Source organism: Pandoraea apista (assembly GCF_001465595.2).
GTDB classification, from domain to species: Bacteria; Pseudomonadota; Gammaproteobacteria; order Burkholderiales; family Burkholderiaceae; genus Pandoraea; species Pandoraea apista.
The window spans coordinates 672,926-687,450 of record NZ_CP013481.2 but is presented as its reverse complement, the minus strand read 5'-3'; the positions used below and the strand labels follow the sequence as shown (position 1 = coordinate 687,450).

12 protein-coding genes are annotated in these 14,525 nt (G+C 61.4%); 3 read left to right on the top strand and 9 right to left on the bottom strand.

Annotated elements, in window-relative coordinates:
- Positions 1-9 precede the first annotated feature (9 nt).
- The 7 genes from AT395_RS03175 to coq7 form a co-directional block, all read right to left on the bottom strand.
- Positions 10-1,416, bottom strand: a complete 1,407-nt coding sequence (locus tag AT395_RS03175) for a UDP-N-acetylmuramoyl-tripeptide--D-alanyl-D-alanine ligase (protein WP_048628053.1) — start codon at positions 1,414-1,416, stop codon at positions 10-12.
- Positions 1,413-2,951, bottom strand: coding sequence for a UDP-N-acetylmuramoyl-L-alanyl-D-glutamate--2,6-diaminopimelate ligase (locus tag AT395_RS03170; protein WP_048628091.1), 1,539 nt, complete (start codon positions 2,949-2,951; stop codon positions 1,413-1,415). The genes AT395_RS03175 and AT395_RS03170 overlap by 4 nt, the downstream gene beginning before the upstream one ends.
- Positions 2,952-2,983: 32 nt before the next feature.
- On the bottom strand, positions 2,984-4,759 hold the full coding sequence (locus tag AT395_RS03165; RefSeq protein ID WP_042113182.1) for a peptidoglycan D,D-transpeptidase FtsI family protein: 1,776 nt from the start codon (positions 4,757-4,759) through the stop codon (positions 2,984-2,986).
- Entirely contained in the window at positions 4,756-5,100 is a 345-nt protein-coding gene (ftsL, locus tag AT395_RS03160; protein ID WP_042113183.1) for a cell division protein FtsL, read from the bottom strand. The genes AT395_RS03165 and ftsL overlap by 4 nt, the downstream gene beginning before the upstream one ends.
- A complete protein-coding gene (gene rsmH / locus AT395_RS03155) occupies positions 5,097-6,026 on the bottom strand; it encodes a 16S rRNA (cytosine(1402)-N(4))-methyltransferase RsmH (RefSeq protein WP_376738401.1) in 930 nt (309 codons plus the stop codon). The genes ftsL and rsmH overlap by 4 nt, the downstream gene beginning before the upstream one ends.
- A gap of 46 nt (positions 6,027-6,072) precedes the next feature.
- The gene (gene mraZ, locus AT395_RS03150; protein ID WP_010806918.1) at positions 6,073-6,501 is read right to left on the bottom strand and encodes a division/cell wall cluster transcriptional repressor MraZ; all 429 of its coding nucleotides are present in this window, start codon (positions 6,499-6,501) and stop codon (positions 6,073-6,075) included.
- A 423-nt stretch (positions 6,502-6,924) separates the two neighbouring features.
- Positions 6,925-7,569, bottom strand: a complete 645-nt coding sequence (gene coq7, locus AT395_RS03145; protein WP_048628055.1) for a 2-polyprenyl-3-methyl-6-methoxy-1,4-benzoquinone monooxygenase — start codon at positions 7,567-7,569, stop codon at positions 6,925-6,927.
- Between the two features lie 318 nt (positions 7,570-7,887).
- Between coq7 and AT395_RS03140 the strand changes: the two genes are divergently transcribed.
- On the top strand, positions 7,888-9,054 hold the full coding sequence (locus AT395_RS03140) for a porin (protein WP_042113186.1): 1,167 nt from the start codon (positions 7,888-7,890) through the stop codon (positions 9,052-9,054).
- Between the two features lie 181 nt (positions 9,055-9,235).
- Complete coding sequence (locus tag AT395_RS03135; protein ID WP_039375674.1) at positions 9,236-9,715, top strand: MarR family winged helix-turn-helix transcriptional regulator; 480 nt, start codon at positions 9,236-9,238, stop codon at positions 9,713-9,715.
- 91 nt (positions 9,716-9,806) lie between these two features.
- Here AT395_RS03135 and AT395_RS03130 read toward each other — a convergent pair whose 3' ends face one another.
- Together AT395_RS03130 and AT395_RS03125 are read right to left on the bottom strand one after the other, a co-directional pair.
- Positions 9,807-10,928, bottom strand: coding sequence for an aminopeptidase (locus AT395_RS03130; RefSeq protein WP_042113187.1), 1,122 nt, complete (start codon positions 10,926-10,928; stop codon positions 9,807-9,809).
- Between the two features lie 61 nt (positions 10,929-10,989).
- Positions 10,990-13,065 (bottom strand): molybdopterin-containing oxidoreductase family protein, encoded by a 2,076-nt coding sequence (locus AT395_RS03125; protein ID WP_042113188.1) that lies wholly within the window; start codon positions 13,063-13,065, stop codon positions 10,990-10,992.
- 214 nt (positions 13,066-13,279) lie between these two features.
- On the opposite strand from AT395_RS03125, the gene AT395_RS03120 reads away from it, so the two are divergent.
- The gene (locus tag AT395_RS03120) at positions 13,280-14,476 is read left to right on the top strand and encodes a M20 aminoacylase family protein (protein WP_042113189.1); all 1,197 of its coding nucleotides are present in this window, start codon (positions 13,280-13,282) and stop codon (positions 14,474-14,476) included.
- Positions 14,477-14,525 lie beyond the last annotated feature (49 nt).

The window sequence follows — 14,525 nt, the reverse complement described above, 5'->3', positions numbered from 1 at the left end:
AATCCTTTATCACTTGGCGGGGGCGTCGACGCCCCCGCCTTCACTCGTCGCGCGCAACTGCTCAAGCACGCGCTCCATCCGCATGAAGCGGCTTCCCTTTACCAATATCGTGGCCGGCGCGCTCAGCGTGGCATTCAACTCGGCCACGAGCGGAGCGACATCGGTGACATCCGAAAAATGCTCGCCGCCGTCGCCGAAGGCCGCCACGCTCGCTTGCGTCTGCTCCCCCATCGCCAGCAGTCGATCGACACCACGCTGCGCGGCATACTCGCCCACTTCACGGTGAAACGCCGGTCCGTTATCGCCCACTTCGCCCATATCGCCCAGCACCAGAACTCGCGGCGAAGGGGTTTGCGCCAGTACGTCGATAGCGGCCCGCACAGAATCGGGGTTCGCATTATAGGTGTCGTCGATCAGGGTGACGCCGGCGAGCGGTCCCTTCGAGAGCGTTGACACCTGAAGCCGGCCTTTGACGGCGGAAAACGCTTCGAGTGCCCGCACGATCGAACCAATATCGACATGGGCGCCCAATGCGCATGCAATCGCCGCCAGTGCATTGCGCGCGTTGTGCTCGCCCAGCAGCGGCAACGTGACCGAAAACTCGCCGGCCGGCGACGCCACACGCAGCAAACGCGTGGCGACGTCATAACGCCCCGACACAGCAGCGCGCGTGTCGAGCGCGAAGTCGAGTACACGACGCTTGCCCGCGATCTCGCGCCACATCGGCGCAAATTCGCTCTCGGCCGGGAACACGGCCGCGCCGTCGGCGGGCAGCGCCGCCAACACAGCGGCATGCTCTTCCGCAACGGCCGCCACGCTCACCATGAACTCCTGATGCTCGCGCTGCGCGTTATTGATGACAGCGACCGTCGGCTGCGCGATCTTTGCGAGATATGCCGTCTCCCCGGGGTGATTCATGCCCAGTTCGAGCACCGCCAGCTTGTCGCCGTCCTTCAGACGGAACAGCGTGAGCGGCAAGCCGATGTCGTTGTTGAAATTGCCGGCCGTGGCCAGACGCGCCGCCGCCCCAACAGCTTCGGCAAAGATCGCCGAGATCATTTCCTTGACGGTCGTCTTGCCGTTGCTGCCGGTAACCGCCACCACGGGAATCGCAAAGCGGCGGCGCCACGCGGCGGCCAGCTCACCCAGCGCAATTCGCGTATCGGGAACGATCAGCGCCGGTGTCTCGAAACCTTCCGGCACACGCGCAGCCACCACGGCGGCAGCGCCCGCGCGCGCCACATCAGCCAGAAAGTCGTGTGCGTCGAAACGTTCACCTTTGATCGCCACGAAGAGATCGCCCGGCTGCACCGAGCGGCTGTCCGTCACAACGCGCGTGAAAGCGGTCGACAGTGCGCCCGTTACGTGCGAACCGGCCACGGCGGCTTGGGCGTCGCTCAGTTGCCACATCGTCATTCGCCACCTCCGCGCACAGTCGTGGCACGCGCGGCAAGTGCCAAACGCGCATGCTCCTGATCGGAGAATGGCCGCTTCTTACCCATGATTTCCTGTGTACTTTCGTGTCCCTTGCCCGCGATGAGCACCACGTCGGCGGCTTGCGCGCCGCGCACGGCTTGCAGGATCGCGCTGGCGCGATCTTCGATCCGGCGTGCCGCGTCGGGCTGCGCCAGACCTGCGGCAATCTGCGCAATGATGTCTGCCGGCGCTTCGGTACGCGGGTTGTCGCTCGTCAGCACGACGGCGTCTGCGAGACGCTCGGCCACCGCCCCCATTTGCGGACGCTTGCCCGCGTCGCGATCGCCACCGCAACCGAATACGCAGACGAGCTTGCCGCCGCGCGCCGAGGCTACCGGGCGCAAGGCTTCGAGCGTCTTGTCGAGCGCATCGGGCGTATGGGCGTAGTCGATCACGACCAGCGGCTGTCCCGGTTGCCCGATCTGCTCCATGCGGCCGGACACGGGGGTGAGCGTCGCCAATCCGGCAATGGCCGCGTCTTGCGGCACACCGGCCGCCAGCGCAGCGCCCAGCACAGCCAATGCGTTGCTCACGTTGAACTCACCGATGAGGGGCACCGTGATCTGCTGGCTGTGATCGTCGATGTGCAGCGTGAAGCGCGTACCGGCCGTCGTTGCGCGAATATCCTCGGCGCGCAACACGCGGTTGCCATGCGCCGACACCGCGTCGCCGTGCACCCCGTATTCGTAGACCTGCGTTTTCCCGGCCAGACGCTTGAGCAGGCGACGCCCCATCGCATCGTCCCGATTGACGACCGCCGCTTTCAGGGCAGGCCAGTCGAACAGGCGCGTTTTGGCCGCTTCGTACTCGGCCATCGTGCCGTGATAATCGAGATGGTCTTGCGTCAGATTGGTGAAGACAGCGACATCGAACGCCACGCCGTTCACGCGACCTTGATAAAGGCCGTGCGACGAGACTTCCATCGCGACCGCCTTCGCCCCTTGGGCGCGCAGGTCGTCGAGGCTGCGCTGCAACTGAACGGCATCCGGCGTGGTGAAGCCCGTGACCGTCAAATGACCAGGGAAGCCGCTACCCAGCGTGCCGATCACCGCACTGCGGGTGCCCGCCTTCGACAGCAACTGTGCAAGCCATTGGCTGCACGACGTTTTTCCGTTCGTGCCAGTCACGCCCAGCATCGTCATGCCGACGCTCGGCTCGCCGTACCACAGCGCCGCCAGCGGACCGGCCAGCCAGTCGAGTCGCGGCACACCGAATTCCGGCACATTCGCCACGCTGGCCAGTGTGGCGGGCCAGGTGAAGCCATCGCTCTGCCACAACACGGCGGCAGCGCCGCGCTCCACAGCGTCGGCGATGAAGCCCCGGCTGTCCGCGCCCTTGACGGCGTAGGCCACGAACACGTCGCCCGGCATCACACGGCGGCTATCCGCGTGCAGCGTTGCTCCGGCCGGCACCGTGCGGCGCAGCCAGTCCCATGCCTGCGCGAGCGTGGCGCGCTCGGTGGCGTCCGCGATCATGGCGAGCGTGGCCGGAGTCTGAGGCGTCGGGGTCACGGTGCCCATGGCTCGCTCTCCTCTACCTTGTCGCTCACCACGAGCTTCGTCACCGGCGAATCCGGCACCACATTCAGCGATCGCAGCGTGCCGCCCACAATGGCAGCAAACACCGGACCGGCAGCCACGCCGCCGTAGTGCGAACCGCGGCCCGGCTCGTCGAGCGTGACAGCCACGATCACGCGCGGCTCCGACATCGGCGCCATGCCCACGAACGATGCGCGGTACTTGCTCTTGTCGTATCCCTTGCCCGACTGCTTGTAAGCGGTACCGGTCTTGCCGCCCACGCGATAGCCAACTACCTGGGCGCGCGTAGCGGTACCGCCGGGCGAAGTCACCATCTCCAGCATCTTGCGCACTTCACGGGCCGTTGCCGGCGAGATGACCGGCGTGCCTTTCACTACACTGCCGTCCGTCTTGTAGATGGAGATGGGCAGGAGTTCGCCGTCGTGCGCGAACACGGTGTAGGCACGCGCAAGCTGAATCAGCGAAGCCGACAAGCCATAGCCGTAGCCCATCGTCGCCTGCTCGATCGGACGCCAGCTCTTGGCCGGACGCAGACGTCCCGCCACGGCGCCGGGGAAGCCGAGTTTGGGTGCCTGACCGAGGCCCACGCTCGTGAACATGTCCCACATTTCCTGCGGCTTCATCTGCAACGCGAGCTTGGCCGTGCCGATGTTGCTCGACTTCTGGATAACGCCTGCCACGGTGAGCAAACCGTAGTCGTGTGTGTCAGTAATCGTTGCGCCGAAAAAGGTCGCCCGGCCAGTGGTCATGACGGTCGAGGTCGGCTTCACGTAACCGTTCTCGATGGCGGCGGCGACCGTAATCGGCTTCATGATCGAACCGGGCTCGAACGTGTCGGTAATGACTCGGTTGCGCAACTGCGCGCCGGTCAGGTTCGTGCGATTGTTCGGGTTGTACGTCGGGAGATTCACCAGCGCGAGCACCTCACCCGTGCGAACGTCGAGCACCACGGCGCTGCCGGCTTTCGCACCGGTGCGCTCGATGGCGTCTTTCAGTTCGCTGTAGGCGAGGAACTGGATCTTGCTGTCGATCGAGAGCGTAATGTCGTGACCGTCGCGCGGCTGCGCCAGAATATCGATGTCCTCGACCACGCGGCCCAGACGATCCTTGATCACGCGGCGACTGCCGGGCGTGGCGGCCAGATCCTTCTGCATCGAAAGCTCGACGCCTTCCTGCCCGATATCCTCAACGTTCGTGAAGCCGACTACGTGCGCAGCAATCTCGCCTTCCGGATAGAAGCGCTTGTACTCCTTGCGCTGATAAATGCCGGGGATGTCCAGATCGGCGACCTGCTTGGCCACGTCCGGCAATACCTGACGCTTCACGTAGACGAAGCTCTTTTCCTGATTGAGCTTGCGGCGCAGATCCGGCTCGCTCATCTCGAGCAAACGCGCGAGCTGGCGAATCTGCTGCGCCGAAACGTCGTCGGGCACGTCTTCGGGGATAGCCCAGATGGCCTTGACGGGCAGACTGGTGGCGAGCACCTGCCCGTTACGGTCGAACACTTTGCCGCGCGTGGCGGACATTTCCAGTGTGCGTTCGTAACGGCTCTCGCCCTGACGTTGATAGAAGGCGTTGCCCGGCCCCTGAATCCAGAAGGCACGCGCGACCAGCGACGCAAACGCGCCGAAGATCACAAAGACGAGCATCTTCGAGCGCCACATCGGCAGACGCACGGACAGGACCGGGCTGGCAGAGAACTGCACATCCTTGGTCTTGGCCTTGGCGTCTTTGCGGCGAATCATCGCTTGCCTCCGCTCGCCGGGGCAGACGCGGCGCTCGCCGTGGGCACCGGGACATCCACCATCGCGCCGGCGCTACCGGCCGGTGCTGACAGGTATTGCGTGCGGCCGGGCGAGACGGCCTGCATCTTCAGATCGCTGCGCGCCACGCTTTCGATACGCGCGCTCTTGCTCTGCGCACTCTGCTCGTACTGGAGACGATCCCAGTCCTGCAGCAGTTGATGCTCGAGCGCCTGCTCGCGGTTGAGTTCCACGAACGTTCCGCGCGCGCGGTACTGCGCATTGATCAGCGACAACGCGCAGCCGATAAGCAGCGCGAGCAGAAGAATATTGAGCCGGCTCATGTTGCCACCCGCTCCATGACCCGCATGATCGCCGAGCGCGCACGCGGGTTAGCCTCCACCTCTTCGGCGGACGGCTTGACCTTACGACTGGATTTAAAGGGCGGCTCGGGAATTTCGTGGGCGCGCAAAGGCACGCGGCGATCTACCGCCGGCGCGCTCGTTCGCGCTTGCACGAAGCGCTTCACGATGCGGTCTTCCAGCGAATGAAAGCTGATCGCCACGAGTCTGCCTCCCGTTTCGAGGACATCGGCCGCCACGTCGAGTGCTATCTGCAAGTCCGCAAGCTCTTGATTGACGTGAATCCGTAGAGCCTGAAAGGTGCGTGTTGCCGGATCCTTGCCCTTCTCACGGGTCTTGACGGCGCCCGCCACGATCGCGGCAAGCTCGCGAGTGCTGACGAGTGGACCAAGGTGGTCGGCGTTTGCCCGGCGAGCAACAAGCGCCTTTGCAATCTGAAAAGCAAACCGTTCTTCCCCATAGTCCTTGATGACCTCCGTGATTTCTTCCAGCGTTGCCCGGGCCAGCCAGTCGGCAGCCGACTCGCCGCGCGTGGGATCCATGCGCATGTCGAGCGGGCCGTCGAAACGAAAACTGAATCCACGCGCAGGGTCGTCGAACTGCGGCGACGAGACGCCCAGGTCCAGCAAAACCCCCGACACCTTGTCGATACCGCGTCGGGCCAACGCCTCGCGCAACGTCGCGAAGCTTTCGTGTTCAATCGAAAATCGCGGATCGGCAATATTTGCCGCCTCCGCGATCGCTTGGGGATCCTTGTCGAATGCGATCAGCTTCCCCTTGGGACCGAGCCGCTCCAGAATCCTGCGACTGTGTCCGCCTCTGCCGAACGTGCCGTCGACGTATACGCCGTCGTCGCGCCACAGCAAGGCATCCACGGCCTCCTCCAGCAGGACCGTGCGGTGCTGCATTACCGTTTCCACCGCGTGCGCCATGCTCGTCGGACCACCTGATCTGTCAAAAAGTGAAGTTTTTCAGTGCTTCCGGCATACCTTGCGCCATCGCCGCCTGTTCCTTGGCGGCATACGTCGCGGCATCCCAGAGTTCAAAGTGACTGCCCATGCCAAGCAGCATGACTTCCTTGTCCATGCCCGCAGCTGCACGCAACTCCGGCGCCACCAGGACACGGCCCGCCGAATCCATCTCGACGTCGGCAGCATTGCCCAGGAAGATGCGTCGCCACCAGTGCGCGTCCATCGGCAGTGCGGCGATCTTGCCGCGGAAGATTTCCCATTCGGGACGCGGAAACAGCAGCAAACATCCGTCGGGGTGCTTGGTGATCGTCACCTTGCCTTCAGCGTCGCCTTGAAGCACGTCACGATGCCGGGCCGGAATCGACATCCGTCCCTTTGCATCGAGTGAAAGTGCTGAGGCTCCCTGAAACACGTGCGCTCCCGTGAGGTTTCGTCCGCCTGCCCGTCATGCCGAACGAGAAAGATTTTGTGCCTTACACCACACAAAAATACACTTTCTCACACTATTTCCCACTTTAGAGGAGAGTGTTTGGCCGGTCAAGCCTTTCACCCTTTTTTAGGAGTGAATTTGCCAGACAGAACAATGACTTAGCTCACTTTCCTAAAGCCGGAAAACGGAATTTTGTCAGGAAAATTAAAGACATAACTGCGATAGTGAAAGTGGAACCTCAAACTTTGGGCATCACCTCGTGGGAGGCCCGCCAGCACTATCGATACCGGGTAGTGCGCGCTCACGCCGTGACAGGGCCGGGCAATTACCGGCCGGCATGCGTCGCGCAAGAGGAGATCGACTGGGAAGGTAGGGGTCTTTCGGGGAGACGTGCAGACGCTCTGTCTATATATAGTAGGCGGTCGTCGTCATGACCTTGGCGGCCGCACGCATGACTCGCTGCACTGGCACGGGCAGGTCGACCCCGCCGGCATCGCGCGCGGCCTGACCGTGTTCGATTTCGTCGATGCGCATCTGGTCGACGATGGCGCGCGAGCGCAGATCGTGCGGCGGCAGATCGTCCAGGTGGCTCTCAAGGTGATGCTCCACCTGGCGCTCCGTCTCCGACACGAAGCCCAAACTGACCTTGTCGCCGCACTTGCCTGCGACGAAGCCAATGGCGAACGCCCCGGCGTACCAGAGCGGATTAAGCAGGCTGGGGCGCGAACCCAGTTCCGAGAGACGGTGGGCCGTCCACGCGAGGTGGTCCTCTTCTTCCTTCCCGGCGTGCTCGAAGGCCGCCCTCAGTTCCGGACGCTTCGTTGCCAGCTTCTGCGCCTGATAGAGCGCCTGTGCGCAAACCTCGCCAACGTGGTTCACCCGCATGAGGCCAGCCACATGACGACGCTCTTGCGACGTCAGGGCATCGTCGCCAACGGGGTCGCCATCCAGAGAGGTCGCAGGCGCAGGCGTCGGGCGGGAAGCTTGGGTAATACCGGCAATCGCTCGCAGGCCGCGGTCAAGTTCGGAAATCAGGCTGTCGGAGAACATCGTACTTTCAACTCACCTCAATTTTTCACAATGTGGGACAAAGGACGATTCATTCGCGTCCGCCGCCGATGATACGCCCCTTTATCCGGCGTGCCTTGCGCGGGCGCAAACGCATGAAATCCCCGCTGGACGCCGGTTTCCGGGCTGTTGCGTAAACGAAACAAAGGATGCCGCAAACCCGCGTAAAACCGGCCTTTTCCTTTGCCGCCCACATTGAATTTGTTACATTACGTCCAACTTCTCGCGAAGTTGATTAGCAAGGACGTTATCACTAGTGACCTTGTTAAACAAATCTCACAATCCTTTGGAGATCACTCAATGAAAAAGTCGCTTCTCGCTCTGGGTGTGCTCGGCGCATTCGCTGGCGCTGCTCACGCTCAAAGCAGCGTGACCCTGTACGGTATCATCGACGCTGGCGTGCAGTATGTCAGCAAGACTGGCGGTAGCCTGGCTGGCACGGGTAACGCTTCGAAGAACTTCCAGTTCGCCAACGGCAACCTGCAAGGTTCGCGTTGGGGCCTGAAGGGTGCTGAAGACCTCGGTGGTGGCCTGAAGGCGATCTTCGTGTTGGAAAACGGCTTCACCCTGGGCAACGGCACGCTGGGCCAGAACGGTCGCATGTTCGGTCGTCAAGCTTACGTTGGTCTGAGCAGCGCAACGGCTGGTACGTTGACCATCGGTCGTCAGTACGACTCCGTGGTTGACTTCGTTGGTCCGTACGCTTCGGGCAGCCAATGGTCGACGTTCGCGGGCGCTCACCCGTTCGATAACGACAACTTGAACAACTCGTTCCGCGTGAACAACAGTGTCAAGTACACGTCGGTCAACTACGGCGGCTTCAGCGCTGGCGGTATGTACGGCTTCTCGAACTCGGCCAACAACGGCACGACGGGTACGGGCTTCGCTAACAACCGCGCTTACTCGTTCGGCGCAGGCTACGCTAACGGCCCGCTGTCGTTCGGCGCTGGCTACTTGTACCTCGGTTCGCCGGGCAGCAACGGTTCGGGCGTGCTGGCTAACACGGGTTCGGGCGACACGACGACGGCCATGACGGCTGGCGGCGCTAGCGACAAGGCATGGATCGCATCGGCAGGCGGTTCGTACGCCTTCGGCCCGGCTACCATCGGTCTGGTGTACGCCCACAGCGTGTACCAATACATCGGTGGCGGCAGCTGGAAGTTCGACAACGCCGAACTGAATGCTAAGTACATGCTGACCCCGGCTCTGCAACTGGGCGCTTCGTACACGTACACGTGGTCGACGATCAACGGTGCGATTGGCAGCAAGAACGGCACGTCGCCGAAGTACCACCAAGTCAACCTGGGCGTCGACTACTTCCTGTCGAAGCGCACGGACACGTACCTGGTTGGTCTGTGGCAACACGCCAACGACGACGCTCCTGGTGGCGCTTCGTTGAACGGTCTGGGCTTCTCGAACAGCTCGAATCAGTTCGCAGTCACGGCTGGTATCCGTCACAAGTTCTAAGCTGACAGCTTCTGTCACTTAGTCTTTGTTTGACGAAAGGGCACCTTCGGGTGCCCTTTTTTATTGCTGCGACCGGATCCCCTGCCTCTGAAAAATGTCTCCGACCTCGTAGCACCCCCAGCTTGACCGAGCGTTTATTTCAAACCTAAAATTTCCATACTGTAAATTTTATTCCCCGACCATGAGCCTCGCCGACTCCGACTCTCTCGATCTCGAAACGCGAGCCCACGATCGCGAGCACGACGCCCTGCGTCTGTGGTTGCGGCTGCTCACTTGCGCGAACATGATCGAGACGGATATCCGTTCGCGTTTGCGCCAGGAATTCGATTGCACATTGCCGCGCTTCGACCTGCTGGCACAGCTCGACCGCCATCCGGAAGGCCTGAAGATGGGCGAATTGAGCAAGCGGATGATGGTCACTGGCGGGAATGTCACCGGCATCACTGATCAGTTGGAGAAAGAAGGCTGGGTGACGCGCGAGACGGTGGTCAACGACCGGCGTGCCTTCCTGATCAAACTCACGCCCCGCGGCAAAAAAGCGTTCTCCAATATGGCCCGGGCGCACGAGACATGGATCGAGCAGCGTTTGGGGCAGTTGCCGGAAGATCGCCAACAGCAGCTCTACGCGTTGCTGGGAGACCTGAAGTCCGTGATCGGTTAGCGCGCCATAGTCGCCGAATGCGGTTTGGCACTGCGAGTCGCGTGTTCAACGGTGACCCGCCTGGAAAAAGCGAGGGACTGCGCAATTTGGCTTATCGCCCCGCCTGCATTGGGCGTTCCAGCGAAGCTCGTGCCATAGCCGCCTCCGGGGTCTTATCCAGCACGGCGAGTGCCTCGTTGCGCTCGGCTTCCGGTCGTTTGGACATGGCTTTGACTGCTGCGTAAAACTTGGGCAAATCGCCGTGCTGCCGTGCGAGCAGCGCCATGAATGCTGGCACCCATTGGTTGTACGTCGCGAAGGACCCAATCTTCGCGTTGTTCAAATCGGTGGAAAACCATAGATCGAAGCCCTTATATCCCCCCCAGGACGCTTTCAACGCCTCATAGTCGGCGCGCATGCGCTCGAAGATGGCCTCTTTGCCAGCCGCTTTCTCTGCATCCGCTTCCGGACCAGCGTAGAGCGCTTCCAGACGTTTGCGATAACTTTCCACTAGCTTCCGGAACTGACGCCGGTGCGCGTCGTATCGCTCATAGTCCATCGCTGCCTCGGGGTGCGCCGCGAGCCAGCGCTGGACACCCACGGTCTCCACCGTCACGGCAAACGACTCATTGAATGCCGTGTCGCCTCGGACAAATAAAATCTGGTGGGCAAGCTCGTGAAAGATCATTCGCGCCACTTCCGCACGCGGAAGATAAATGAAGGTATTCAGCAGCGGATCGTCGAAATAGCCGAGCGTGGAATACGCTGGAACGCCTGCAACGAATGTTTCCCAACCGTCGCGATGCAACTCGGCGGCATAGGCCTCGGCAGATTCGCGTGAATAGTAGCCGCGGTACTCGACGCAGCCGACAACCAGCAGGCAGGACTCCCGTAGCTTGAGCGAGAGCGAAGGGGCCGCGAAGACGTTGTAGACAACGAACGGACGCTTCAGGTCCGCATAGCTGCGATAACTCCCGTTATCCGGTTCACCGAGCGCCGATACCGCGTAGCTGCGAATTTGCTCCGCGTCGACAAGGCGCGTACGTAATCGCGAATCGATCGATGGATCGGCCAGCAGGTCCGACACAGGTCGCGCCTCATGCAGCACGGTAAAGTGCCCGTTGATCGATTGGGCATAATAGCCAACCTGACTACACCCGCCCAGACCGAGCAGCAGGTTCGATCCTGCCACTATCGCCACGAGCGCACGACCCCGCCAGCGGCAAAACGTCATCCCCATCTCAAACAAGATCGGCATCGCGAGGCCCTCGACGTTAGCCTGAAATCCACCGGGCTTATACCGGTGCAACCTCGACCAGACAATCGTAGAACGTCGGCGCACGGCCAAGATCGGTGAGTTGCTGGCTCGTGACTTCGTTGGCGTTCTTGCCGTCCGGCGCGAGCTTTTTCCACCAGATAGACAGGCCGACGACGACCCCCTCGCGCGCCTTCTCCGTGACCCTGGCCTTGGCGTTTAGCGTGCCGCGATCATTGAAAATCCGAACGCCAACGCCGTCCACAATGCCACGAGGGGCAGCGTCCGACGGATGGATGTCCAGAGTCGGTTCGCCGACCGATGCTCGCAGGCTATCGACGTTCACGAAGCTCGAATTCAGGAAATTGCGCGCCGGCGGAGAGATCATCGCCAGCGGATAGCGGGCCGCTAATTCAGGATTGCTGGCGACCGATTCATACGGTGGCACCCAATCGGGCAATGGGTCGAAGCCCTCCTGCAACATGCGTTCGGAATAGAACTCGCATTTACCCGATGGCGTATAGAATTGCCCGTTCGCAAATGGCGCCTCCGGAAGATCATAGCGAATCCATCCATCGCGCTTGAGGGTCTCCCAGTCACTGTTTGCCATGCGGGCATCGTTCCAACGAATGGATTGCTCTGCCAGTTGATCGTCGGTGTCGGAGAAACAGGGATCCTGCCACCCCATACGTTGCGCCAGGAGACGGAAGATTTCCGAGTTGGGCTTGGCTTCACCGAGCGGTGCGATCGCCGGATTGTTCGCCAGCAGGTAGGTGTGTCCGTATGCCTTGTGAATATCCAGATGTTCGAGCTGCGTCGTTGCCGGCAATACGAAGTCGGCATAATCGGCGGTATCGGTCTGGAAATGTTCCAACACTACCGTAAAGAGATCCTCCCGGCCGAAGCCGGCAGCAACTTTGCCCGACTCGGGAGCCACCGCAACGGGGTTGCTGTTATAGACCACCAGCGCTTCGATCTTCGGACCAAACGATTCGTCGCCCGGGTGGCAAAGCGCATCGCCAATGGCGCTCATGTTGACCACGCGTGCCGGCTTGCCCTGCTGAGGCCGCAGATCCGGACGCGCCTGCGCCATCGCGTCGACAGGCGCGTAGCCGGACGTCGACATCAGCATCCCTCCGGCCGGATCGCGCCAGGCGCCGATCAGTGCCGGAAGGCATGCGACGGCGCGTGTTGCCTGACCACCGCCTTTGGCGCGCTGCATACCGTAGTTCAGCCGAATCGCCGCGGGTTTCGCGCTCGCATACTCGCGCGCCAGCGTTGTGATCGTCTCCTCGCTGATGCCGCAGATTTGCGCAACACGCGCTGGTGTATAGCTCCGCACACGGTCCTTAAGCTCGGCATAACCCACCGTATACCGGGCAATGTACTCGTGATCGACCCGATCCTCTGCAATCAGCACGTGCATCATGCCCAGTGCCAATGCGGCATCCGTACCCGGCAACAAAGCAATATGCTGGTGGCATTTCTCGGCAGTCAGCGAACGATAGGGATCAATGGCGATCAGCTTCGCGCCACGGCGCTTCGCTTCCTGCGCAATTGCCCAGAAATGGACGCTCGACGTAATCGGATTGCTGCCCCAGATCAGAATCAGCTTGCTGTCGACGAAATGCTCGACGTGCATGCCAACGCCTGCTCCGTAGGTGTATCGCAGCCCCGCCGCTCCTGCACTCGCGCAGATCGTGCGATCGAGTTCAGACGCCCCAAGCTTGTTGAAGAAACGCGCAGCCATCGATTCGCCCTGCACGAATCCCATCGTACCGGCATAGCTGTAAGGCAGGATGGCCTCGGGTTCGCGCGCTGCAATGGCGCTCAGTCGGGCGGCAATCTCATCGAGCGCCTGATCCCAACTGACCCGCACGAATTGCCCACCGCCTTTCGGGCCGACGCGTTTGAGCGGATACAACAGGCGATCCGGATGATAGGTTCTCTCGGTATAACGCGAGACTTTCGTGCACAGGACGCCCTTCGTCGTCGGATGGTCAGGATCCCCCTGGACCTTGATCGCGACGCCATTTTCCACGGTGACGTGCAACGCACATGTATCGGGACAGTCATGCGGGCATGCGGCCCGAACGACATGGGTGTTGGTCGTCATGGAACTATTCCTCTCTCTACCGAATTGCTGCGTCCTGCAACGGTGGGACGCTGGCGCCATTGTATTACGTTCGTTCTCGCCTCGCCCCGCCACACGGGCATTCGCGGCATATTTCCAGATACATCCGAGGCTTGGTTCGGGCATTTCCTACCAGGATGCCAGCCCAGGCTATTAGGGGTAAGATGAGCCATTGCGTCTTGCAGGAATCCCCGTCATGAAGCTCATTCCAGAAATCGACGCCGCTCGCGGCGAAATTCAGACTATCCGACGCGACATTCACGCGCACCCCGAACTTTGTTTCGAAGAAAAGCGTACGTCCGACGTCGTTGCCGAGACGTTGACCAAGTGGGGCATCCCCATCCATCGCGGACTGGGTAAAACCGGGCTCGTCGGCATCATCAAGAATGGCAGCAGCGACCGTGCTATCGGTCTGCGCGCCGACATGGATGCCCTGCCGATTCATGAAGCCAACACGTTCGAACACGCGTCCAAACATGATGGCAAGATGCACGCCTGCGGCCACGATGGCCATACGGCGATGTTGCTTGCCGCAGCGCAATATCTTCAGAAGCACCGCAATTTCGATGGCACTGTTTATCTGATTTTCCAACCGGCCGAAGAAGGTGGCGGCGGGGCACGCGAGATGATCAAGGATGGCCTGTTCGAACGCTTCCCTATGCAGGCTGTGTTCGGTATGCATAACTGGCCGGGCGTGCCGACCGGCACCTTTGCAGTAACGCCGGGCCCGATGATGGCCTCGAGCAACGAATTCAAGATCACCATTCGCGGCAAGGGGACCCACGCAGGCATTCCGAATGCGGGGATCGATCCGGTCATTGCAGCCGTTCAGGTGGCGCAGGCCTTGCAGAGCATCATCACGCGCAATAAACGCCCGATCGACGCCGCAGTGCTGTCCATCACGCAGATCCATGCGGGCGATGCTACAAATGTGGTGCCCGATCTGGCATGGCTGGGCGGTACGATCCGCACGTTCTCGATCGAAGTGCTAGATCTCATTGAATCGCGTCTGCGCGAGATTTCCGAGTTCGTCGCCAAGGGCCTCGGCTGTTCTGCGGAAATCGAATTCCACCGCAACTATCCGCCGACAATCAACGACCCGGCCATGGCGGCACTATGTGCCGACGTTATGCGCGAGGTAGTCGGTGACGAAAACGTCAACGACAAGGTCGAACCGACGATGGGCGCGGAGGATTTCTCGTTCATGCTCCTCGAAAAGCCCGGTGCCTATGTATTCATCGGCAATGGCGACGGCACGCACCGAGACTCGGGGCACGGCCTCGGGCCATGCAATCTGCACAACGCCAGCTACGACTTCAACGACGACCTGCTCCCACTCGGCGGCACCTATTGGGTGAAACTGGTCGAAACGTATTTTGGACGCGATCAGTAAGCTGTTGTGATCCGGTCGTCCGGATTTCAATAAAAAGGCCGGCAAATGA

Bases quoted from the DNA above. Each gene is read 5' to 3' on its own strand.
- AT395_RS03175 (WP_048628053.1), bottom strand. From the start codon at position 1,416: ATGACGATGTGGCAACTGAGCGACGCCCAAGCCGCCGTGGCCGGTTCG.
- AT395_RS03170 (WP_048628091.1), bottom strand. From the start codon at position 2,951: ATGATCGCGGACGCCACCGAGCGCGCCACGCTCGCGCAGGCATGGGAC.
- AT395_RS03165 (WP_042113182.1), bottom strand. From the start codon at position 4,759: ATGATTCGCCGCAAAGACGCCAAGGCCAAGACCAAGGATGTGCAGTTC.
- ftsL (WP_042113183.1), bottom strand. From the start codon at position 5,100: ATGAGCCGGCTCAATATTCTTCTGCTCGCGCTGCTTATCGGCTGCGCG.
- rsmH (WP_376738401.1), bottom strand. From the start codon at position 6,026: ATGCAGCACCGCACGGTCCTGCTGGAGGAGGCCGTGGATGCCTTGCTG.
- coq7 (WP_048628055.1), bottom strand. From the start codon at position 7,569: ATGTTCTCCGACAGCCTGATTTCCGAACTTGACCGCGGCCTGCGAGCG.
- AT395_RS03140 (WP_042113186.1), top strand. From the start codon at position 7,888: ATGAAAAAGTCGCTTCTCGCTCTGGGTGTGCTCGGCGCATTCGCTGGC.
- AT395_RS03135 (WP_039375674.1), top strand. From the start codon at position 9,236: ATGAGCCTCGCCGACTCCGACTCTCTCGATCTCGAAACGCGAGCCCAC.
- AT395_RS03130 (WP_042113187.1), bottom strand. From the start codon at position 10,928: ATGACGTTTTGCCGCTGGCGGGGTCGTGCGCTCGTGGCGATAGTGGCA.
- AT395_RS03125 (WP_042113188.1), bottom strand. From the start codon at position 13,065: ATGACGACCAACACCCATGTCGTTCGGGCCGCATGCCCGCATGACTGT.
- AT395_RS03120 (WP_042113189.1), top strand. From the start codon at position 13,280: ATGAAGCTCATTCCAGAAATCGACGCCGCTCGCGGCGAAATTCAGACT.